Below are 19888 nucleotides of genomic sequence, written 5' to 3' on the forward strand. Positions count from 1 at the left end.
TACGTGACGCCGCACCATACCTGGGTGAGGCGGCACGTACCCCTCCTGAACGTGCCGCCTCACAGGCCGAACGCCGCGGGCGGCGGAAATGACGGCGCCCCCGCGAGAGATTCTTCGCGGGGGCGCCGCTCCTGGATGACTCAGACGCCCATCGATTGGGTGTCGTTGCTCTCCGCGCCGCCCGCCTCGGTGACGCCGTTCTTGAGGTGGTAGCGGGCGATCGCCTCGCGCAGCACCTCGCCGTCGAGCTCGCCCCGCTTGACCAGGCTGGTCAGCACGGCCAGCGTGATGGAGGCGGCGTCGACGTGGAAGTGGCGGCGCAGCGCCGAGCGGGTGTCGGACAGGCCGAACCCGTCGGTGCCCAGCGAGGACCAGTCACCCGGCACCCACTGCGCGATCTGGTCCTGCACCGCCTTCATGTAGTCGCTGACGCCCACGAACGGGCCCTGCGCCTGGGAGAGGGCCTGGGTCACGTACGGAACGCGCTGCTCGGCGTCGGGGTTGAGCAGGTTGTGCTCCTCGCAGGCCAGCGCGTCGCGGCGCAGCTCGGACCACGACGTCGCCGACCACACGTCGGCCGAGACGCCCCAGTCCTCGGCCAGCAGCCGCTGCGCCTCCATCGCCCACGGGCCCGCCACGCCGGAGGCCAGGATGTTGGCCTTCGGGCCCTGGGCCTGCGGCCCCTCGGCGAACTTGTACAGGCCCTTGAGCAGGCCCTGCACGTCGAGGTTGGCCGGCTGGGCGGGCTGCAGATAGGGCTCGTTGTAGACGGTCAGGTAGTAGAAGACGTCCTCCGGCTGGTCGCCGTACATCCTCCGCAGGCCGTCCTTGACGATGTGGGCCACCTCGAACGCCCACGACGGGTCGTAGGAGATCGCGGCCGGGTTGGTGGAGGCGATGAGCGGCGTGTGGCCGTCCTCGTGCTGCAGGCCCTCACCGTTGAGCGTGGTGCGGCCCGCGGTGGCGCCGAGCAGGAAGCCGCGGCCCATCTGGTCGCCCATCTGCCACATCTGGTCGCCGGTGCGCTGCCACCCGAACATCGAGTAGAAGATGTAGATCGGGATCATGTGCTCGCCGTGCGTGGCGTAGGCGGTGCCCGCCGCGATGGCCGAGGCCATCGAGCCCGACTCGCTGATGCCCTCGTGCAGGATCTGCCCCTGCGTGGCCTCCTTGTACGACAGCAGCAGCTCCCTGTCGACGGCCTCGTACGTCTGGCCGTGCGGGGAGTAGATCTTGGCCGTCGGGAACATGGCGTCGAGACCGAACGTGCGCGCCTCGTCCGGGATGATCGGCACGAACCGGTGGCCGATCTCCTTGTCGCGCATCAGGTCCTTCAGCAGCCGCACGAACGCCATCGTGGTGGCGACCTGCTGCTTGCCCGAGCCCTTGGCGAAGCCGCCGTAGACCTCGTCACCGGGCAGCTTGACCGGCTTGGCGCGCATGACCCGCTTGGGCAGCACGCCGCCGAGCGCCGCGCGGCGCTCCTTCATGTACTGGATCTCGGGGTCGTTCTCGCCCGGGTGGAAGTACGGGGGCAGCTCGCCCTCCAGCGCGGAGTCCGGGATCGGCAGGTAGAGCCGGTCGCGGAACTCCTTCAGCTCGGCCTTGGTGAGCTTCTTCATCTGGTGGGTGGCGTTACGCGCCTCGAAGTCCTTGCCCAGCGTCCAGCCCTTGATGGTCTGGGCGAGGATCACGGTCGGCTGGCCGACGTGCTCGCGGGCCGCCTTGAACGCCGCGTAGACCTTGCGGTAGTCGTGGCCGCCGCGCGACAGCTTGCGGATGTCGTCGTCGGTCAGGTGCTCGACCATCTTGCGCAGGCGGGGGTCACCGGCGAAGAAGTGCTCGCGGATGTACTCGCCGGACTCGACCGAGTAGGTCTGGAACTGGCCGTCGGGCGTGGTGTTCATCTGGTTGACCAGCACACCGTCGACGTCGGCCGCCAGCAGCGGGTCCCAGTCGCGGCCCCACACGACCTTGATGACGTTCCAGCCGGCGCCGCGGAAGTACGACTCCAGCTCCTGGATGATCTTGCCGTTGCCGCGTACCGGACCGTCGAGCCGCTGCAGGTTGCAGTTGATCACGAACGTGAGGTTGTCGAGCTCCTCGCGGGCCGCCAGGCCGATCGCGCCGAGCGACTCCGGCTCGTCCATCTCGCCGTCGCCCAGGAACGCCCACACGTGGCTGCGGCTGGTGTCCTTGATCTGCCGGTTGAGCAGGTAGCGGTTGAACCGCGCCTGGTAGATCGCGCCGATGGGGCCGAGGCCCATGGAGACCGTCGGGAACTCCCAGAAGTCCGGCATGAGGCGCGGGTGGGGGTAGGAGGGCAGGCCGTGGAAGCCGTGCGACAGCTCCTGACGGAACGCGTCGAGCTGGGCCTCGTTGAGGCGGCCCTCGAGGAAGGCGCGGGCGTAGATGCCCGGCGCGGCGTGCCCCTGGAAGAAGACCTGGTCGCCCGACTCGCCGTGGTCCTTGCCGCGGAAGAAGTGGTTGAAGCCCACCTCGTAGAGGGAGGCGGCGGAGGCGTAGGTGGCGATGTGGCCGCCGACGTTGGTGCGGGCGTTGGCCCTGGACACCATGATGGCCGCGTTCCAGCGGATGTAGGCGCGGATGCGGCGTTCGACGTGCTCGTCACCCGGGAACCAGGGCTCGCGCTCCGGCGGGATCGTGTTGATGTAGTCGGTGCTCCGCAAACCCGGCACGCCGACCTGGTGCTCGCGGGCCCGCTCCAGCATGCGCAGCATGAGGTAGCGGGCTCTGGTGCGGCCTTCGGTCTTGACGACGTTGTCGAGAGACTCGAGCCACTCGTTGGTCTCGCTGGGGTCGACATCAGGCAGCTGGCTGGGTAGGCCGTCGCTGATGATCGAGAATCGCTGGCGTCCGGAAGCCACTGGGTCTCGCCTTCCGAGGATGACTGAAGTCTGGTCTGGGTCGTCTTCCATCCTGGTCGCTAGCCGTAGAAAACGCATCTCTACTGACCGGTAACCAGTGGTGTCCCTGCTGGCAGAGACTGATCAGATGGCCTAGACCACCGATGGTAGGACGAATCGCCACCAAAGGTTACATCCCGGGAGCAATTTAACAAGACAGGAAAACGAACGAAATTTCGCTCGAATGTCCCTGGACTGCTGGTTCCTGCACCCTCCACTCTGCCCCGGAGGGAGCAGGTTCTCACCCCGGGACGGCGCGACGTGACGGGCGAGTCTAGCGGCCACCCTCCCACCCCGCGCCGGACGGGGCCCACCGGACGAGGAGCACGTCGTCCCTGATCATGCCGCCGCCGCTTCCGATCTCTGCCACCTCGTAGGCCTATGGCATCACTCACAGTCCATCCGATCCCCACGGACCGTGACACCTCCTAACGTCATGCCATCTCTCAGGTTCCCCCTGACCCGTCTGGACCCCTCGCACCTCCAGAGCCACGGTGCCCCGTACGACCCGCACCGTTCTCATCCACTTGGGACCGCCAGTCTCCAACTCCCCTTCGGCCCTTCCGCGAGCGTAAGCACGCGCCCGAACCCAGCCGTCCACCCGACCCATCTGCCACCACTCGCACCCCGCCGGCCCCGCAGGACACCGTCATCCCTCCACCCACCCACAGAGCCCGCAAGGCACCTCAGCCCCGCGTAACGTTTCGGTCATTTTTCTCCACCCCTCCAGAGGGGGAGCAAAACTTCCGAATCACCCTTTTCGGACGGCCCACTACGTACCAATGTGGGTTATATGAATGCTGCGGTAGGAGACCGGCTCCTGGTGCACGGGCATGCCGTTGGCGAAGGGGACCGGAGTGGTGTGATTGTGGAGGTCCAGGGCCTCGACGGCGGACCTCCCTACATGGTGCGCTTCGACGACGGGCACACCGGACTGGTGTTTCCCGGCCCGGACGCCGTCGTGGTGCATAAGTAAGATTTCCCTGTGAGATCTGAAATCATCTCTGTGGCCACCGGGTCACGAGAGACAGTGCACGACATCACCGCCGAATGCGCTGATTTCGTGCGCACGCAGGGCGAAGACGGGCTGTTGCATATCTTCGTGCCCCATGCGACCGCCGGCGTCGCCCTGCTCGAGTTGGGCTCGCGCAGCGACGACGACCTGCTCGCGGCGCTGCGCGACCTGTTGCCGGCCGACGACCGCTGGCGTCACGCCCACGGCTCGCCCGGTCACGGAAGGTCACACGTCATGCCCGCGCTGATCCCGCCGTACGCCACGGTCCCCGTGCTGGGCGGGCGTCTGGCGCTCGGCACGTGGCAGTCGATCGCACTCGTCGACCTGAACGTCGACAACCGGCAACGTCAGGTTCGCCTGTCGTTTTTGACTGATTGATTCTGGCCGACTACGGCCGTACCCGTGGCGACCGTTGACGACTGAGGGTCACAGCGTGTGGACTGTGCCGAAGCGATAAACCGCATAAGCGGGGCCACTCAAGCAGGAGGGATAAACGTGAGCGCGACCGCGGGTCAGGCGCAGGGCGAGCGCGGCCTGGCCGAACGGCTCGGCCTCAAGCCGGGTCAGGTGGTGCAGGAGATCGGTTGGGACGAGGACGTCGACGACGAGCTTCGCGACTCCATCGAGGACCTGACCGGCAACGAGCTGCTGGACGAAGAGAGCGACGACGTCGTGGACGTGGTGCTGATGTGGTGGCGCGACGGCGACGGAGACCTCTTCGACGCCCTCAGCGACGCCATGCGAGCACTCGCAGACGGCGGCCGGATCTGGCTGCTGACTCCCAAGGCCGGACGCGACGGCCACGTGGAGCCGAGCGACATCGGGGAGGATGCCGCTACCGCGGGTCTCTCGCAGACCAGCAGCATCTCCGCCGCACCGGACTGGTCCGGGACCAGGCTCGTCACGCCCAAGGGCAAACGGTAGGGAGTCCGAGCGCCTTCCGTGCGGCAGGATGATGCCTGTGAACGCACATCCTGCCGAGGTCGGCGCCCTGGCTCCGGATTTCGAGCTGCAGGACCAGCACGGCACCCCGGTGACCTTGTCTCAGTTCCGGGGCTCCAAGGTCGTGCTGGTCTTCTACCCGCTTGCCTTCAGCGGGATCTGTCACGGTGAGCTGTCCGCGCTGCGCGACCAGCCGCTCGACGGGGCACAGCTGCTGACCGTCTCCGTCGACTCCATGTTCACGCACCGTGCGTGGGCAGATCGCGAGGGTTACGTATTTCCGCTGCTCTCCGATTTCTGGCCACACGGACAGGTCGCGCGGGCGTACGGTGTGTTCGATGAGGCGAAGGGGTTCGCTCTTCGGGGGACCTTCATCATCGACGGCGAGGGCGTGATCCGGTGGTCGGTGGTCAATCCGACCTCCGCCGCACGCGACCTCGCCGACTACACCAAGGCACTCGCCGACATTTCTTGACCTCGGAGGGAACGATGCCCTGCTACCGATGCGGGGCCCGGCAGACCGACCCGGTGCGCGGCGCCAGCCCGTGGCAGCGCGGGGTGCGCCACGAAACGCAGGTGTTGATCTGCCCGGACTGTCAGCGGCTGCACGACCTCGACCTCGACGCGTGCGCGGCCTGCGGGTCGGTCGCGCTGATCTGCCGGCTGGGCGAGGTGGAGTGCCGGTCCTGCGGCGAAGTACGGCTGGCGCGCTCCGACGCGCTCGCGGGCTCCCCCGTCTCCCCACCGTCCTCACCCCCCGGCCTCTCGGCGGAGGTGGAAGCCGCCCTCAACCGCGTTCTGGGCCGCGCCTGAGCCCCTGAGACCGGCCACCGAGACAAGGCCCCTGAGGCCGGACGCAGAGGCACGCGGCGCCTGAATACGAGGGCACGGGAGCCTGAGGCCGGGCATAGAGGCGCCCCGACCTGAATACGAGGACAGGGGGACCTGCGGCCGGTCACGGGACCACCCCGGCCTGCATACGAGGACAAAGGACCTGTGGCCGCCGGACACAGGACCATCCCGGCCTGGATACGAGGGCACAGGGCACCACGGGACCTGAGGCCGGACGCACAGGCACTGGAGCGTGGACAGGGGACGCGGAGCCGTCACAGGCCCGTGAGCCGCTCTGAGCCCTTAAGGGCCGCCCCTGAGCGTGAGTGCCTGGAGGGCCCAGGCGTGGGGCACGGAGATAGAGAGCGAGCCCCGGAAATCCCTGCGCCGAAGGGACTCTTTCCAGACATTTGCTGAGCTGCGCTATCGTCTCCTCCGTGTCCGACATAACTCCGAGCGTGAGCGAAAGCCCGAACCCGAGTGTGAGCGTGAGCCCGAACCCGGCTCCGAGCTCGTTCGTCGTCGCGCTCGACGTCGGCGGCACGTCCATGAAGGGCGGCCTGGTCAGCGACTCCGGCGTGGTGCTGCTGAGCGAGCGGCGGCCGACCCCACGGGCCGAGGGCCCCGAGGCGGTCGTGTCCGCCATCTCCGACTTCATCAGCCACCTGGCCGCCTCGGGTGACGGCACCCCGGCGGGCGTGGGCCTGGCGGTCCCCGGCCTGGTCTCCGACAACGCCGCCGTCTACGCCGCGAACCTGGGCTGGCGCGACGTCCCCGCCACCAGCTTCACCACCCTGGACACCCCCGTCCTGCTCGGACACGACGTACGCACCGGCGGCCTCGCGGAGAGCATCCTCGGCGCGGGCCGGGGCCTGTCCGACTTCCTCTTCCTCCCCATCGGCACGGGGATCGCGGGCGCCTCGATCATCCGCGGCGAACCGTACGGCGGCTCCGCCGGCTGGGCCGGCGAGATCGGCCACACCCCGGTCTTCCCGGACGGCGAACAGTGCGCGTGCGGCCAGTTCGGCTGCCTGGAGACGTACGCCTCGGCCGCCTCGGTGGGCCGCCGCTACAGCCGGCGCGCCGGCGTGGAGGGCGTCAAGGCGGAGCAGGTGGTCTCCTCCGACGACCCGATCGCCATAGAGGTCTGGGACGAGGCCGTGGAGGCCCTGTCGCTGGCCCTGGCCACGTACACGCTCCTGCTGGACCCCACGGTGATCGTCCTCGGCGGCGGCCTCGCCGAAGCGGGCCCCGCCCTCTTCGACCCGGTCCGCACCCGCCTCGTCAAACGCCTGGCCTTCCGCGAGGCACCCCCGCTGGTCCCGGCCGCGCTCGGTGTGGACGCCGGCATGCTCGGCGCCGCCCTCCTGGGCTGGCGCGCCGCCGGCCGCCCCGAACTGGGCCCCGGCTGGACAGTGGATGTGCGATCGGGCCCCGTGGTGTCGTAAGGTGTAGTGCCGATCAGGGGCGGTTAGCTCAGCGGTAGAGCACTCGCCTTACAAGCGAGGGGTCACTGGTTCGAACCCAGTACCGCCCACCTGCGTGAACATTTGATCTCTGATCTTGCAAACGGCGTCTGAGTGACTAAGTGAGTGACCAACTCCCGAAGATCTCGTCCATCGCCGCGGCTCCCTGCATGATCACGGGCCGGATCTGGTGCCGGTAGACCGTCTCGGTGACCACCGTGTTGGAGTGCCCGACCAGGCGTGAGATGTCTTCGACGGGGACGCCCGAGTCTGACAAATCGGACACGAAGCTGTGTCGCAGCTCGCGAGGCGACCACTCCCGCCCGGTGAGCCCTGCCGCCTCCACGACCTTCCGAAAGTCGCGTCGTACGTTGTGAGCCGTGACGGGCGTGCCGGTCCCGGTGCAGAACACGAGATCCGCGCCCTTCCACCGGTCCCCCGCCTTCTCCTGAGCGATCTCTTGGGCTTCCTTGAGCAGGCGCAGCGCATCCACGCAGCGCCGGGGCAGCTTGAGCGACCGGCGGGACTTCACCGTCTTGGTGTCGCCCTTCTGCCGGACGGACCGCCAGACGTAGATCGCGAACTCCTCGTGCTCCCAGCCCGTCTCCCCCACCGGCAGCCACGCGGCCCGAGCTTCGTCGTAGGCCACGACGTGCGACCAGAGCAGCGCCCTCAGCTCCTCCGTACGAGCGCCGATCAGCAGCGAGAGGACGATGTAGGCCCGCATGCGCTCGCCGCTCTTCTCTGCCTGCGTGAGGACGGCGAGAGCTTGAGCCAGCGTCAGGGCCTTCGACGGACGACCCGCGCGCCCCTCCGGGATGTCGCAGAGGTCCACGACGTTCCGCTTGACCTTGTCGCGGCGCATCGCGCTCTTGACCGCCCGGTTGAGGATGCCGTGGATCAGCTTGAGTGACCGGGTGCCCAGTTCACTTGTCTTGCTGGCCAGCCACTTGTCGACGTCTTCCACGGACAGATCTCGCAGCTTGCGGGCACCGAGGGCAGGGATCACGTGCGTGTCGGCGTAGGTGTTGTACATCTTGACGGTTGCGGAGGAATGCCCGCCGAGGCCGTGCTGAAGCCAGTAGCGGACGGCGTCGGCCACCGTGTAGTTGGTAGGCGCGATGGCCAGGTCGTCCCCGTGGTCGCGAACGATCTCTTTGAGCTTGGCCTTGGCTTCGGTCTTGGTCTTGCCGCTGGCCTTCTTGACGATGCGCTTGCCGGCCGGTGTGTAGCCGACCGTCACCGAGGCGATCCAGCGTTGCCGCTGCTCGTCCCAATGCAGGCCGCCGTCTCCTCGACTGCGTCGTTCGGTCATGAAGCCTCCTGTTCGAGTGCCGAAGCCGTCCTCATCATCCGCCGCACCATGGCCCACCCCAACGGTCACCCCATCGAAGTCACCGAGGTCAAAGCCCCCGCCAACCGCTACGAGATCGGCCACCACCGCGAACTGGCCGATGATCCCCAGGCCGACCTCACCTCACAGGAACTGATCGACAACGGTATTGACCTCGTTATCTAGGCACCATTTCCAACCCGGAAGTCGGCCTCTCATCTTGCGGCGGCAGTGCCGCTACCGATCCAGGCTGTCACCGAGACGTTCAAGTACCTTCTTGTCTCCCTCAGACATCGGTGCGGTTCTCGTCATGCCGGAATGAAGGCGCATGGCAAACTTGATCACGCCGCATGAAAGGGGGCTCCATGATCAATTCCTTATCCGAGGACAGCCTTCCCAGGCCAAGAGTCAAGTTGCTGACCGCATTGGCCATTGCGCACGTCCTCGCCGGGGCGCTGGTTGCTTTCGCGACATACGACCCTTACGACAGGCGTGATCTCTCATTCATCCTTCAAGAGATACGTGAAGGCAGAGTGCACGAAGCAACTCTTATCGCCGACGATCAACAAATTTCCGTGACCACGAACGATGGCCAGCAATGGTACGCGCCCTATGGGCCGCCCGGTCTCTCCGAAACGGCACTCATGGAGGAGCTGAGCAGGGCTGACCCACTCGGACAGCTCAAGGTCACCGTTGAAGGATCTTCGTGGTCATGAGGCGCGACAGTACAGTTCGCTGAGCTGGCTCAGAGTTTCTTTACTGGTTCAAGGCGACGGCGCTCCGCGCCGTGCGCACGGCCCCGCGCCCGCCTGCCGTCCCGGGCATGCGGCCTGGGGGCCGGTCCCGGGCAGCAGCGGCTCGGGCCGTACCACCGCACGGCCGCCGCGCCGCCGTACACCCTCCGTGGCCGACCTCCGCACCGTCGCCGCCGTTCCGCCGCCGGCCCCCACCGCTTCGCGGCCCTTCGGGTGCTTCGCATGGGCGCCGGCCGCTCCACTCACATAGGACGGGCAACTCTTCAAGCCTTGTGCCTCCGGCGGGAGCGCTCCGGCACCGAGGTGGTCACCTCGCACACCATCGACTCAGGCAAGCCCAGCAACCCGACTCCTCCGCATCAAGCCCGGCCATGACCGTAGGACAACGCATGACCGAGGAACGGCGACCGGCGAACGTACACGCGAAGCCGGGCTTGACACTCCGTCCCCGGCCTGCTGCCGCTACGCGGTGAGTCGACGGCGTACGAGGTGAGTACGAAACTGCCCCGGCAGGAACACGGTTGAGCGGCTATCGCGACGAGGGGAGAGGGGACGCGGAACGCACCGCCCCCTCTTCCGCGGGCTGTTCGGCCAGATGGACGCAGGCCGGGCAGGCGCGCGTAGCTGTGGGGAGGAAAGGCAAGCACCAACCGAGGGTCGGCAGCGGGCGCACTGCCTCGCCGCACAAGCTGACCTTCTGCTTGGCCCGTACGGCATGCTGTACGGCGTTCCTCTCGTGGTTGGACAGGCCGAGCCGGTAGTCGCATGCTGGCTTCTCCGGTCCTGCCGGATCTTCGTGTATAAGCAGGTCATCCCAGTGGAATGGCCAGCGCTGCACCCCTCCGGGCAGCTCGTGCGTCTGTCCGTCGAGTTTGAGCAAGCCCAAGGTGCCGTTACGCAGCACAGCTACCACGGTCCCGCGACGACCGAGCAGCACCGAGGCCCACGCCCGTGTCTGTGCTGGGCTGTGGAGCAGGTCCACGATCTCGGCATGACAGCCGATTCGGGACGAAGGGACGCTCACAGCGCCTGCTCCGCTGCTTCCTGCTCCTTCAACCGCTCAGCCAGTTGAGCGACGTCATCCGCGTCGATCGTCTGGCAGAGACCGTGGTCTACCTCGTGCTGGGATAGGCGTCGGCCGTTTCGAGTTGCCCAGAGACGCCCCACAGAACTACGCCAAATACACCAACCGGGAAAAGCCGCTTGGAGATCTCCGAGAATTACCGGGGTTGACATGGAATCAGCGTGCTTACCTTTGCGTGACGAACCCACCGCGTTATAGAGACGTCCAGGACGTTATGGCGTTACGCTCAAAACGTCCCTGACGTCCTCCGTCCCGAGGTGTACCGTGGCCAACGTCGCCCTACGCAGCGCCATGCTGAACGCCAAGGTCACGAACCAGAGCCTGGCCGACCGGTGTGGCGTGGACGTCAAGACGGTGGAGCGCTGGTTGCAGGACGAGGCTCGCGTCCCGCACCTGCGGCACCAGTGGGCCGCCGCAGAGGCACTAGGAGTTGAGACAGCCGTGCTATGGCCAGACGCAATTCGCAATACGGTGAAAACGGGGCCGGACAAGGAGGTCTTGACCGTTTATCCGTATCGCTCCGCGTGCCCGAAATCAATCTGGCGAAATCTCATCAACGCGGCGCGCAACGAGATCGTGTTCGCCGGTTACACGAACTACTTCCTGTGGCTGGAACACCCGAACCTGGCGAAGGTCCTCAAGCGGAAAGCGCAGCAGGGCTGCAAGATCCGGTTTCTCGTCGGCGACCCGGACAGCGAGGTCACCCAACGCCGCGAGGAGGTGGAGAACGTCCCGCTGACCGTGTCCACCCGCATTCGGATCACGCTGTCGGAGATCGAGCAGCTACGCGACGTCCCTGGAGTCGAGGCCCGGTACGGTGACGAGCACATCGCCATGAGCGTGTTCCGGTTCGACTCGGAGATGCTCGTCACCCCTCACCTGGCCAAGCTGGTGGGACACGACTCCCCGATGCTGCACCTGCGGCGGTACCAGGACGACTGCTTGTTCGACCGCTTCGCGTACCACGCCTCCGAACTGTGGAGCAACGGCCGTGACGTATGGCAGCAACCGCAGCCCACGGGCCAGATGCTGGGTGACTAACTGAGTGACAATCGCCCCGGACTCCAGAGGACCGTACGGGACCGCAACCCCAGGTAGGGGCGGGCATCAGCCAAGATCTCGCCCCCTTCTGATGTGCCTTACAGCGAGGGGTCACTGGTTCGAACCCAGTACCGCCCACCTGCAGAAAGAGCCCTGTCTCCGATCATGGAAACGGGGCTTCGTGCCCTTCACGTGCCATTAGCCGGAGCGAGAGAGCCCTGACGAAGATCTATTGGGCTGGTTCGCGATCTTCGCGCGTGATCCTCGTCGTAGGCCACGACGTGTGACCAGAGCAGCGCCCTCAGCTCCTCCGTACGAGCGCCGATCACAGCGAGAGGACCTTCTTGACGATGCGTTTGCCGGCCAGGGTGCACCCGACCGTCACCGGCGGCGATCCAGCGTTGCCGCTGCTCGTCCCCGTGCAGGGCGCCGTCTCCTCGACTGCGTCGTTCGGTCATGGAGCCTCCTGGGCCGGAGTAATCTACTGCTGATCCAGCACGTAGTGGCGACGTCAGGGCGGGGGCGGCTATGCGCGCCGAAGACCGGATCGAACGGGCCAAGACGCTCTATGAACGGGCAGTGTTCAGCGGCGACGCCGGCGTGCTGACCGACGCCGAACGAGGCCTGGACGCGGTGGAGGCCGATGCCGCGTTGGCTCGTGGGCGGATCCTGCATGCGCGGTTTCTCAACGAGCGCGCCAGCGCCGGCTCGTCACCCGTCGAGGACCCGGCTGAACTGCGGTTGTTCGAGCGCGCGATCGAGCTGTACCGGGCGCTGGGCGACACGCGCGGCGAGGCCGAGGCGTTGTTCTGGATCGGCTGCTTACATCAGGTCATCCGGCGTGACAACGAGACTGCGGTTCCGCAACTGGAGCAGTCCTGCCGACTGGCGGCGCAGGCCGGCGACAAGCCGACCCAGGCCGAGGCCCTGCGGCACTTGGGCATCGCGGCACACATGGCCGGTCGGCTGGATGAAGCGCGCGAGCGACTGGAGGAGTCGTCGAGGCTGTGGCGGGAGGTCGGGGCCCTGCCGGGCGTGGCCGCCAACATGGTCGGGCTGGCCTACATCGCCGCCGCCCAGGACCGCCGGGCGGACGCGCTCGCGACACTCGACGAGGCCCACACCATCGCACAGGCGCATGGCGCCCATGCCATCGTGCGGCAGATCGAGCAGGCGAGAACGGAGATCTAGACGGCAGCCGCCAACTCCTTGATCTGGAACGTGCTGGTCCTGCGGGCGCAGTGGGACGACGGCCGCTGGCAGCGGGCCACCGTCAAGTACGGCATCTTCGCTCTGGTGCTGCCCCTCGTGCTCACGATGGCGGGCGGGCTGAGCGGAGTGCCGCGGGAGGTCTACGACGACGTCGTGGCGGTCGCCGGTGTCCTGGCCGTGGTCTGGCTGGCTCTTTCCGCCCACGACCTCGACGCGCCTCCGGCCGTGTCGATCAGCTCCGCGTGACGCGGCACCTGAACAGGCCAGGCCGTGATGGGCTGAAGGGAGCCGGCATCACGTTCCCGGCATCGGGCGCATGGTCAGGGCAACCTCGCGTAGCTGTCCCGCTGCCACTTCGGGCGGCCAAGCCTCGGTAGGTTCGGGGCTCGGGGTCACCGGGGCCGGTGGCCCTTCTTTCTGCGGCCGGCCGGTACGGCCCGGCGGCCGGAGCCGTTCTTTGCGGGTTTTGGTGCTGGTTTCTTCGCAGGGGCGGCGGGGGTACGGCCCCGCGAGCTGTTCGCTGTCCGGCCGCGGACGATGCCGATGAAATCTTCCACCAGGTCAGTGGTCGCCTCCGTGGGCCAGGCCAGCGCGACCTGGGACTGCGCCGCGTCCAGCACCGGCCGGTAGGTGAGATCCTTGCGGTGGTGGAGGCGTGCCAGCGACTGCGGAACCAGGAGAAGCCCGGCGCCGGCCGCTACCAGCTCGATCGCCTCCGCAGTGGTGGCCGGGCGGGTGAACGCGGGCAGCCCGGGCCGGGCCGTCCACTCGAGGGTGTCGTCCAGAGGATGGAGCACCTCGTCGTCGGCCAGGTCGGCGGTGGTCACCTCTTCGACGGCGGCCACCGCGTGGTCCTTGGGCACCACGACCACCGTGGTCTCCACGTAGAGCGGAATCACGCTGAGCCCGTCGCGGTCGACCGGCAGCCTGACGAATCCGGCGTCGGCGCCGCCGTCCCGAAGGAGATCCACCACTTCGGCGGCGGCGACCATGACCGGGGTGATCGGCACGTCCGGCAGCCTCTCGGACCAGATGTTGACCCATTTCGCGGGCGTCACCCCAGGCACGTACGCCAGCCGGAACACCTTGGTCTCCCCATCAGTCACTTCCTCAGGGTACCGATGTCATGGAAACCCGTTCCGACTGACTACTCTTGATGTCATGACCTCGCCCAAGCCCAAGACCACCCAGACGATGAAGCCCGAGACCGCGGCCAAGAAGCTGGGTGTCCTCCTCTCGGCCACTCCCGCCGAGTTCCAGGCGGGCGTCGTCTCCAGGGACGAGCTGAACGAGTTGCAGTCGAGGCCACCCGCCTGGCTGGCCGACCTGCGCCGCAACGGCCCGCACCCCAGGCAGGTCGTCGCCGCCAAGCTCGGGGTCTCCAATTCCGGCCTGATCAGAGCCGGGATCACCGAACCGCTCACCACCGCCGAGATCGATGCGCTGAAGGCGGAGAACCCGGCGTGGCTGGAGCACGAGCGGTCCATCCAGGCCGAGACCCGCAAGGAAGCACTCCGCCTGAAGCAACGCCAAGACGGCTGAAATGCCAGGTGCGGGCCCCCTGTGGAAACGGGCTCATGCCGGCAAGGGTCATGAAGCGCAGAGTCGGAACACCCCTGCCCGCCAGCACCACGCTCCTCAGGTAACGGCCGGCCTATGGATTGGCAGGGCGTTCGGTCGATGCCGTCGTCTACCGGGCGATGTACGACGCGAAGGCCCGCTCGCCTGAGCCGTTCGGCGCGACCTACAGACCTTTTGCCGTGCTTTTCGCGGAGAGGGCGCTGCCGGCCTGCTCGCGGGCGAGAAGGCCGCCCAGGGCGGCGCCGAGGACGGGCAACCCCACGGCCACAGCCGAGTGTCAGAGTATTGCTGTGGCTGAGCAACCCGATGACACGCGCAGACTCCGCCCCACGGAGCGGCTTCGCCCGACATGGCCGATCTGGGTAAATCTCCTCTTCATCGTCTTCGGCCTGTTCGTCCTCGTGACCCAGACCCTGGGGCTGCTCGCGGGCAAGCCCTGGGACATGTTCGGCTGGGGCCTGGGCTCATGGTCGTGGCTGGGGCGGGTCGTTGTGATCGTCGGCTGGGTCCTGCTCGTTCACCTGCATGTTCGAGATCTGCTGCGGAAGCGCGAGAAGAGCGAGGCGGACGTCACGGGCGGATCTTCACCTGGCCGGTGAAGGTGCGGCCGTCGGTCAGGTGACCGGTGATGGTCACGGCGACGGCACCGGTGTAGCCGGTCAGCGCCTTGGCGATGGCGGCCCCGTCCACCCGGAGTTCGCCGTGCGGGAGCGCCGTGGCGGCGAGTTCCACCAGCTTGCCGTCGGCGACCGCGCGGACCGTACTCGGGAGGATCCCGGACGAGTCGCGCCGGGGCAGATCCACGTCGAGCCGGTCCTTCCGGAGCGAAAGCCGGGCCTCGACCGGGGAGCCGGTGGTCAGGTACGGCGCCGGCGGCGGGGTCATCCCGGTGCCCAGGAAGAAACCGGTGTGCGGGGGCTGGTTGTAGCCGACGTTCTGCCAGACGATCCCGGACTCGTAGACCGGGTCGTGCATGAGCGTCCGGAAGCGCTGTTCGGTCGGGTACGGCGTGGCGTAGAGCCGCAGCGCGGTGGAGTCCTCGGTCCGGACGATCAGTTCCTCGCGCCAGTCGCCCAGGAGGTCGGCCTGGAGCGAGGGGTTGCCCTTGGTGGTGTTGTTGGAGTAGGCGCCGGTCGCGGTGAGCAGGTTGGCCGTGGTCTGCGTGGCCGGGTCCCACTTGCCGATGGTCGGCACGCCGGCCAGCTTGTCGGCGGAGTAGTCGTGGTCCAGGATCTCCCTGGACAGGTCGCCGTCCCACCAGATGGTGTTGCTGATCGCCGGGGTCTTCGTGGAGATGAGCTCGCCGGTGGCGGTGTGGAGTCCGGCCCCGGTGGAGGCCCAGGCCTCCTCGCCCGGGTGTGAGGGGTCGATGTCGCCGGTGAGGCCGCGCCCGGTGTCCTGGCCGGTCCTGACGCACCAGAGGATCTCGCCGCTGTCGGCGTCGTGCATCTCCAGGCCGCACGGCATGTCCGTGTGCTCGTGCACTCCGACGATCTCCAGGCCGGGGTGTGCCGGGTCGAGGTCGCCCAGGTGCATGGCGTCGCCGTGCTCGAGCTTGGTGGTGTAGAGCCCGGTGCCGTCGTCGTCCAGGGTCATGGCGCCGTAGGCGATCTCATCCCTGCCGTCGCCGTCCACGTCGGCCACGGACAGGTTGTGGTTGCCCTGGCCGCCGTACCCGGGGTTGTCGGAGCTGGAGAAGGTCCAGCGCCTGGCCAGCTTGCCGCCCCGCCAGTCGTAGGCCACCAGCATGGTCTTGGCGTAGTAGCCGCGGGTCATCACGATGCTGGGCAGCACGCCGTCCAGGTGGGCGGAGGCGGCCAGGAAGCGGTCGGAACGGTTGCCGCCGCTGTCGCCCCAGTCGGCCACGTTGCCGCGGGCCGGCTCGTAGTCCACGGTGGCGAGCGCCGCGCCGGTGCGCCCGTCGAAGACGGTCAGGTACTCGGGCCCGCTCAGGATCCGCCCGCCGGTGGTGCGGTAGTCGGCGGCCGCGTCCCCGATCACGGTCCCGGCGCCGTCCACGCTCCCGTCCGCGGTCTTGACCACGAACTCGGCCCGCCCGTCCCTGTCGAAGTCGTCGACCAGGAACGGGCTGTAGTGCGCCCCGGCCCGGACGTTGCGGCCCAGGTTGATCCTCCAGAGCCTGGTCCCGTCCAGCTCGTACGCGTCGAAGACGGCCTCGCCGGTGTAGCCGCCCTGGGAGTTGTCCTTGGAGTTGGACGGGTCCCACTTGAGCACGATCTCGTACTGTCCGTCCCCGTCCAGGTCGGCGGCGGCCGCGTCGTTCGCGCGGTAGTCGTAGCCGCCGCCGGCCGGGGTCACGCCTCCGGCCGGTTTGTCCAGCGGGATGTCGAGGTACGGCGCCGCCCAGGGCCGCACCGGCGCCGAGCGGCGGCCCGCCCGGCCGTCCAGCACCGCGGCGACGGAGTAGGAGCCGGTGCCGCTGTCCAGGTAGTTCGTCTTGCCGGTGGTGGTGAGGAGCTTCCCGTCCCGGTAGAGCTTGAAGCTCACCTCGGCCGGGTCGGTGCCGAGCATCCGCCAGCTCACCAGCGTCCCCTGCCCGGTCGGTACGGCGACCAGGCCACGCTCGAGCTTCGCCATCCGGCGCAGCGGATAGGCGGTCACCGGCGAGGTCACCGTGGCCGAGGAGGCCGACAACCCGCCCGTCCCGGCGGCCACCACCCGGTAGCCGTGCCGGTCGGCGGGCACGATCTCGTCGGTGTAGCCGGCCTCGGTCACGACGCCGACGCGCTGGTCGTCCCGGTAGAGGTGGTAGAGGAGGGCGCCCTCGACCGGCCGCCAGCGCAGCGTGATCTTCTTGCTGGTGGCGGTGACCAGCTCCAGGCCCTCCGGCGCGGCCGGGGCGGCCTGCGTGGCGTCCTTGACGGTCACGGTGAGCGGCGCGCCCAGCGTGCCGCCGGGCACGGCGACCGCGTAGACGTAGGTCAGGCCCAGCTCAGGGGTGCTGTCGGTGAAGCCGGGCGCGGAGCTGCCGCCCAGCTTGGTCCACGGACCGGCGGTGCTCCCGGCCCGGTAGATCTCGTAGCCGGCGGTGCCGGTGGCGTTCCAGGCCAGCGTGACGCTCGGGGTGGCGCTCGCCTTGATCGCGGTGGCGGCCAGCCCGGTGGGCGCGGTGGCCGGCTTGACCAGGACCGCGTTCACCCGGCCGTCCCGGCCGAAGCCCAGGTTGAGCTGTCCGTCGGCGACCCGGGCGGTGCCGGTGTAGTCGCCGTACGCGCCGGTGCTCGCGGTGATGGTGCCGCGATCCTCGCCTTCCACGGCGAGCGTGGTGACGTTGGGGGCGATGGCGTCCCCGGAGATCACGGTGAGCTCGTACTCGCCGTCGGGCACGTCCACGGCGAAGCCGTACGAACCGGAGACGGTGAAGTCACGCGTCACCGGGTCGGCGGTGCCGCGGTCGCGGAAGCCCACCGTCCGGTCCAGGCCGTAGCCGAGGTCGGCGGTGTAGAGGGTGGTGTGCGCGACGCGCGTGTAGCCCTCGGCCAACGGGCTGGACGTGGAACCGAAGTCGAACTTGAGTCCGGGGGCCGGGTCGAGCGGGGCGGCCACGGCGGGGGTCGCCGAGACGGTCAGCGTGACCGCCGCGGCGATGAGTGCAAGCCTCACGGGCGTACTCCTGCGGAGTGATCTTAGATTAGAACGTTTTTAGCCCCTCGGAAAGCGCTTGCCAAGGCTTGCGTTTGGAGCGCTGATCGACTAAGGCGAGGCCGGCGGAGCGACCGAGGCGCGTCGGATGAGCTCGGAGCGGAGGGTGTGCATGGTGCGGGCCGGCTCGGCGCCGCCCAGGATGTCGAGGAGGACCTCGGCCGCCTTGGCGCCGAGCTGGTGCACCGGCTGGGCGATCATCGTCAGGGGCGGGTCCATGACCGCCGCCCACGCGCTGTCGTCGAACCCGATCAGCGCCACGTCGTCCGGGTAGGACAGCCCCGCCTTGCGCAGGGCGCGCAGGGAGCCGGTCATGCCGTCCGTCTCCGTGCAGAACACGGCGGTGACCCGGTCGGGGAGGGCGAGCATGCGGGCGACCTCCCCCGCCACCCGCGCCTCCGTCTTGGGCCCGACCATCACCAGCTCGGGATCGAACGGGATGTGCGCGTCGTCGAGCGCGTCGAGGTAGCCCCGCAATCGCTCGCCGTCGGTCCACAGGTTGCGCGAGGCCGCCGCCAGCAGCTCGCGCCTGGTGGCGGGCGCCTCGGCCACCGGCGGCCCCCACACGAACCCGATGCGCCGGTGACCGGCCGCGATGAGCACCTCGACCGCCTCTCGGGCCGCGTCGCGGTTGTCGATGACGACCGCGTCGAGGTCGAGGGCGGCCACCGCGCGGTCGACGAGCACGACGGGGATGCCCCGGTCCATGGCCGCCCTGAGGTGGGCGACCTGGTCGCGGTCGAGCGCGGCCGAGGCGACGACGACGCCGTCGACCCGCTTGTCGATGAGCACGTTGGTGGCCGCGATCTCCTCCTGCAGGTTCTCGTACGTGCTCAGCACGATCACGTCGAAGCCCCGCGCCCGCGCGCTGTCGGAGATGCCCCGCAGCAACCCGGCGAAGAACGGGTTGCCGATGTCGGCCACGATCACGCCCAGGGTGTGGCTCACGCCCGTCGACATGCTTCGCGCGAGCGCGTTGGCGCGGTAGCCGAGCTTCTCGGCCGCCGCGAGCACCCGCGCGCGCAGCTCCGGGCTGACGTATCCGTAGCCGCCGAGCGTACGGGCCGCCGTGGCGCGGCCCACGCCGGCCTCGGCCGCGACCTCGGAGATCGTCGGCCCCTGGCCACGGTCAGCTGGCATGGATCCCTTCCCCCGTTCCTGATCGGCCCATCACATCGTAGTCAGCCGGCCGTGGCCGAAGGCGCCCTCGACGAAGCACTGGTCGCGGGCCGATTCCGCCCCCCGGGCCAGCGCCCGCGCGATCCGGCCGAGCCCCGGCCGGTCCCCGGAGGTCCAGCCGTCGCGCAGCATCGAGACGGCGAACCCGGCGAGGAAGGCGTCGCCGCAGCCCATCGTGTCGACGATGCCGTCGGCGCGCTGCGCGGGAGCGCTCGCCAGGGCATGGCCGTCGTGGGCGATGGCGCCGGCCACGCCGCGGGTGCCGACCGCGAGCCGGGCGCCCCGCCGTACCGCCTCGGCCAGCAGGTCGCCGGTGGCGGCCGCGTCGAGGTCGGAGCAGGACAGCAGCACGAGGTCGGCGTGCGGGCAGACGCGGTCGAGGTAGGCGGGGCTGCGGTACTCCTCCTCGCTGGACAGGTCGAAGCTGACCAGCGTGCGGAGCTCGGCCAGCTTCGGCAGCTCGGGCTCGCTGCGGGAGTAGACGCTCGAATGCACGAGGTCGAAGCCGCCCACGTAGCCGAGCAGGCCGTCGTCGAGCACGAGAGGCTCGCGTACGGTGACGCCGCCGCCGTTCCAGCCCAGGAAGACGCGGTCGCCGTCGTCGACCCGCAGGTGCGAGACGCCGCTCTCGCCCTCCCGCACGACGCAGCCGTCGATCGAGACCCCCTCCGCGGCGATCGACTCCCGCAGGAAGGCGCCGAGCGGGTCGTCGCCGAAGACGCCCAGGTAGGCCGACTCGAGGCCGAGGCGGCGGGCGTAGACGGCGACGTTGACGCTGTTGCCGCCGGGGTAGTCGACGCCGCGGTCGATGAACCGGTCGACGATGTTGTCGCCGAAGCCGAGCACTCGCATGCGGGCC

Annotated in this window: 19 protein-coding genes and 1 tRNA gene; 14 read left to right on the forward strand and 6 right to left on the reverse strand. The window is 68.7% G+C overall.

Features of this window, described 5'->3' with window-relative positions:
* Nucleotides 1-140 precede the first annotated feature (140 nt).
* On the reverse strand, nucleotides 141-2888 hold the full coding sequence (aceE, locus tag ACFKCF_RS03785) for a pyruvate dehydrogenase (acetyl-transferring), homodimeric type (RefSeq protein ID WP_394490607.1): 2748 nt from the start codon (nucleotides 2886-2888) through the stop codon (nucleotides 141-143).
* A gap of 832 nt (nucleotides 2889-3720) precedes the next feature.
* Between aceE and ACFKCF_RS03790 the strand changes: the two genes are divergently transcribed.
* From ACFKCF_RS03790 to ACFKCF_RS03820, 7 genes are all read left to right on the forward strand, one after another.
* On the forward strand, nucleotides 3721-3903 hold the full coding sequence (locus tag ACFKCF_RS03790; protein WP_192786669.1) for a DUF1918 domain-containing protein: 183 nt from the start codon (nucleotides 3721-3723) through the stop codon (nucleotides 3901-3903).
* Between the two features lie 9 nt (nucleotides 3904-3912).
* Nucleotides 3913-4320, forward strand: coding sequence for a secondary thiamine-phosphate synthase enzyme YjbQ (locus ACFKCF_RS03795; protein ID WP_394490609.1), 408 nt, complete (start codon nucleotides 3913-3915; stop codon nucleotides 4318-4320).
* 117 nt (nucleotides 4321-4437) lie between these two features.
* On the forward strand, nucleotides 4438-4866 hold the full coding sequence (locus ACFKCF_RS03800) for a DUF3052 domain-containing protein (RefSeq protein WP_366317796.1): 429 nt from the start codon (nucleotides 4438-4440) through the stop codon (nucleotides 4864-4866).
* Nucleotides 4867-4897: 31 nt separating this feature from the next.
* Nucleotides 4898-5359 carry a peroxiredoxin gene (locus tag ACFKCF_RS03805; protein ID WP_394490759.1) on the forward strand — a complete coding sequence of 154 codons (462 nt, stop codon included), beginning with the start codon at nucleotides 4898-4900 and terminating at the stop codon, nucleotides 5357-5359.
* Between the two features lie 14 nt (nucleotides 5360-5373).
* On the forward strand, nucleotides 5374-5697 hold the full coding sequence (locus ACFKCF_RS03810; RefSeq protein WP_394490611.1) for a hypothetical protein: 324 nt from the start codon (nucleotides 5374-5376) through the stop codon (nucleotides 5695-5697).
* Between the two features lie 455 nt (nucleotides 5698-6152).
* Entirely contained in the window at nucleotides 6153-7163 is a 1011-nt protein-coding gene (locus ACFKCF_RS03815; protein ID WP_394490612.1) for an ROK family protein, read from the forward strand.
* Nucleotides 7164-7180: 17 nt separating this feature from the next.
* Nucleotides 7181-7252, forward strand: a tRNA-Val gene (locus ACFKCF_RS03820).
* A 47-nt stretch (nucleotides 7253-7299) separates the two neighbouring features.
* On the opposite strand, the gene xerC is transcribed toward ACFKCF_RS03820, so the two are convergent.
* Nucleotides 7300-8496, reverse strand: a complete 1197-nt coding sequence (xerC, locus tag ACFKCF_RS03825; protein WP_394490614.1) for a tyrosine recombinase XerC — start codon at nucleotides 8494-8496, stop codon at nucleotides 7300-7302.
* Between the two features lie 48 nt (nucleotides 8497-8544).
* Here xerC and ACFKCF_RS03830 point away from each other — a divergent pair, with 48 nt between their 5' ends.
* The 5 genes from ACFKCF_RS03830 to ACFKCF_RS03850 all read left to right on the forward strand — a co-directional run bounded on the left by ACFKCF_RS03830 (nucleotide 8545) and on the right by ACFKCF_RS03850 (nucleotide 12852).
* Nucleotides 8545-8700, forward strand: coding sequence for a hypothetical protein (locus ACFKCF_RS03830; RefSeq protein ID WP_394490616.1), 156 nt, complete (start codon nucleotides 8545-8547; stop codon nucleotides 8698-8700).
* A gap of 179 nt (nucleotides 8701-8879) precedes the next feature.
* Nucleotides 8880-9230 (forward strand): hypothetical protein, encoded by a 351-nt coding sequence (locus tag ACFKCF_RS03835; protein ID WP_394490618.1) that lies wholly within the window; start codon nucleotides 8880-8882, stop codon nucleotides 9228-9230.
* A gap of 1387 nt (nucleotides 9231-10617) precedes the next feature.
* Nucleotides 10618-11394 (forward strand): hypothetical protein, encoded by a 777-nt coding sequence (locus ACFKCF_RS03840; RefSeq protein WP_394490620.1) that lies wholly within the window; start codon nucleotides 10618-10620, stop codon nucleotides 11392-11394.
* A gap of 528 nt (nucleotides 11395-11922) precedes the next feature.
* On the forward strand, nucleotides 11923-12585 hold the full coding sequence (locus ACFKCF_RS03845; protein ID WP_394490622.1) for a tol-pal system YbgF family protein: 663 nt from the start codon (nucleotides 11923-11925) through the stop codon (nucleotides 12583-12585).
* A gap of 18 nt (nucleotides 12586-12603) precedes the next feature.
* Nucleotides 12604-12852, forward strand: a complete 249-nt coding sequence (locus ACFKCF_RS03850; RefSeq protein ID WP_394490624.1) for a hypothetical protein — start codon at nucleotides 12604-12606, stop codon at nucleotides 12850-12852.
* Between the two features lie 146 nt (nucleotides 12853-12998).
* Here ACFKCF_RS03850 and ACFKCF_RS03855 read toward each other — a convergent pair whose 3' ends face one another.
* Complete coding sequence (locus tag ACFKCF_RS03855; protein ID WP_394490626.1) at nucleotides 12999-13712, reverse strand: LysR family substrate-binding domain-containing protein; 714 nt, start codon at nucleotides 13710-13712, stop codon at nucleotides 12999-13001.
* 55 nt (nucleotides 13713-13767) lie between these two features.
* Here ACFKCF_RS03855 and ACFKCF_RS03860 point away from each other — a divergent pair, with 55 nt between their 5' ends.
* Together ACFKCF_RS03860 and ACFKCF_RS03865 are read left to right on the forward strand one after the other, a co-directional pair.
* The gene (locus ACFKCF_RS03860) at nucleotides 13768-14148 is read left to right on the forward strand and encodes a DUF5997 family protein (RefSeq protein WP_394490628.1); all 381 of its coding nucleotides are present in this window, start codon (nucleotides 13768-13770) and stop codon (nucleotides 14146-14148) included.
* A 329-nt stretch (nucleotides 14149-14477) separates the two neighbouring features.
* The gene (locus tag ACFKCF_RS03865) at nucleotides 14478-14786 is read left to right on the forward strand and encodes a hypothetical protein (RefSeq protein ID WP_394490630.1); all 309 of its coding nucleotides are present in this window, start codon (nucleotides 14478-14480) and stop codon (nucleotides 14784-14786) included.
* Here ACFKCF_RS03865 and ACFKCF_RS03870 read toward each other — a convergent pair.
* The 3 genes from ACFKCF_RS03870 to ACFKCF_RS03880 all read right to left on the reverse strand — a co-directional run bounded on the left by ACFKCF_RS03870 (nucleotide 14758) and on the right by ACFKCF_RS03880 (nucleotide 19881).
* The gene (locus tag ACFKCF_RS03870; RefSeq protein WP_394490632.1) at nucleotides 14758-17811 is read right to left on the reverse strand and encodes a hypothetical protein; all 3054 of its coding nucleotides are present in this window, start codon (nucleotides 17809-17811) and stop codon (nucleotides 14758-14760) included. The genes ACFKCF_RS03865 and ACFKCF_RS03870 overlap by 29 nt on opposite strands.
* Before the next feature lie 90 nt (nucleotides 17812-17901).
* Entirely contained in the window at nucleotides 17902-18990 is a 1089-nt protein-coding gene (locus tag ACFKCF_RS03875) for a LacI family DNA-binding transcriptional regulator (RefSeq protein ID WP_394490634.1), read from the reverse strand.
* 30 nt (nucleotides 18991-19020) lie between these two features.
* Complete coding sequence (locus ACFKCF_RS03880) at nucleotides 19021-19881, reverse strand: PfkB family carbohydrate kinase (protein WP_394490636.1); 861 nt, start codon at nucleotides 19879-19881, stop codon at nucleotides 19021-19023.
* Nucleotides 19882-19888: the final 7 nt, after the last annotated feature.

It is taken from the genome of Nonomuraea sp. JJY05, assembly GCF_043496855.1.
In the GTDB taxonomy this organism is placed as follows: domain Bacteria; phylum Actinomycetota; class Actinomycetes; order Streptosporangiales; family Streptosporangiaceae; genus Nonomuraea.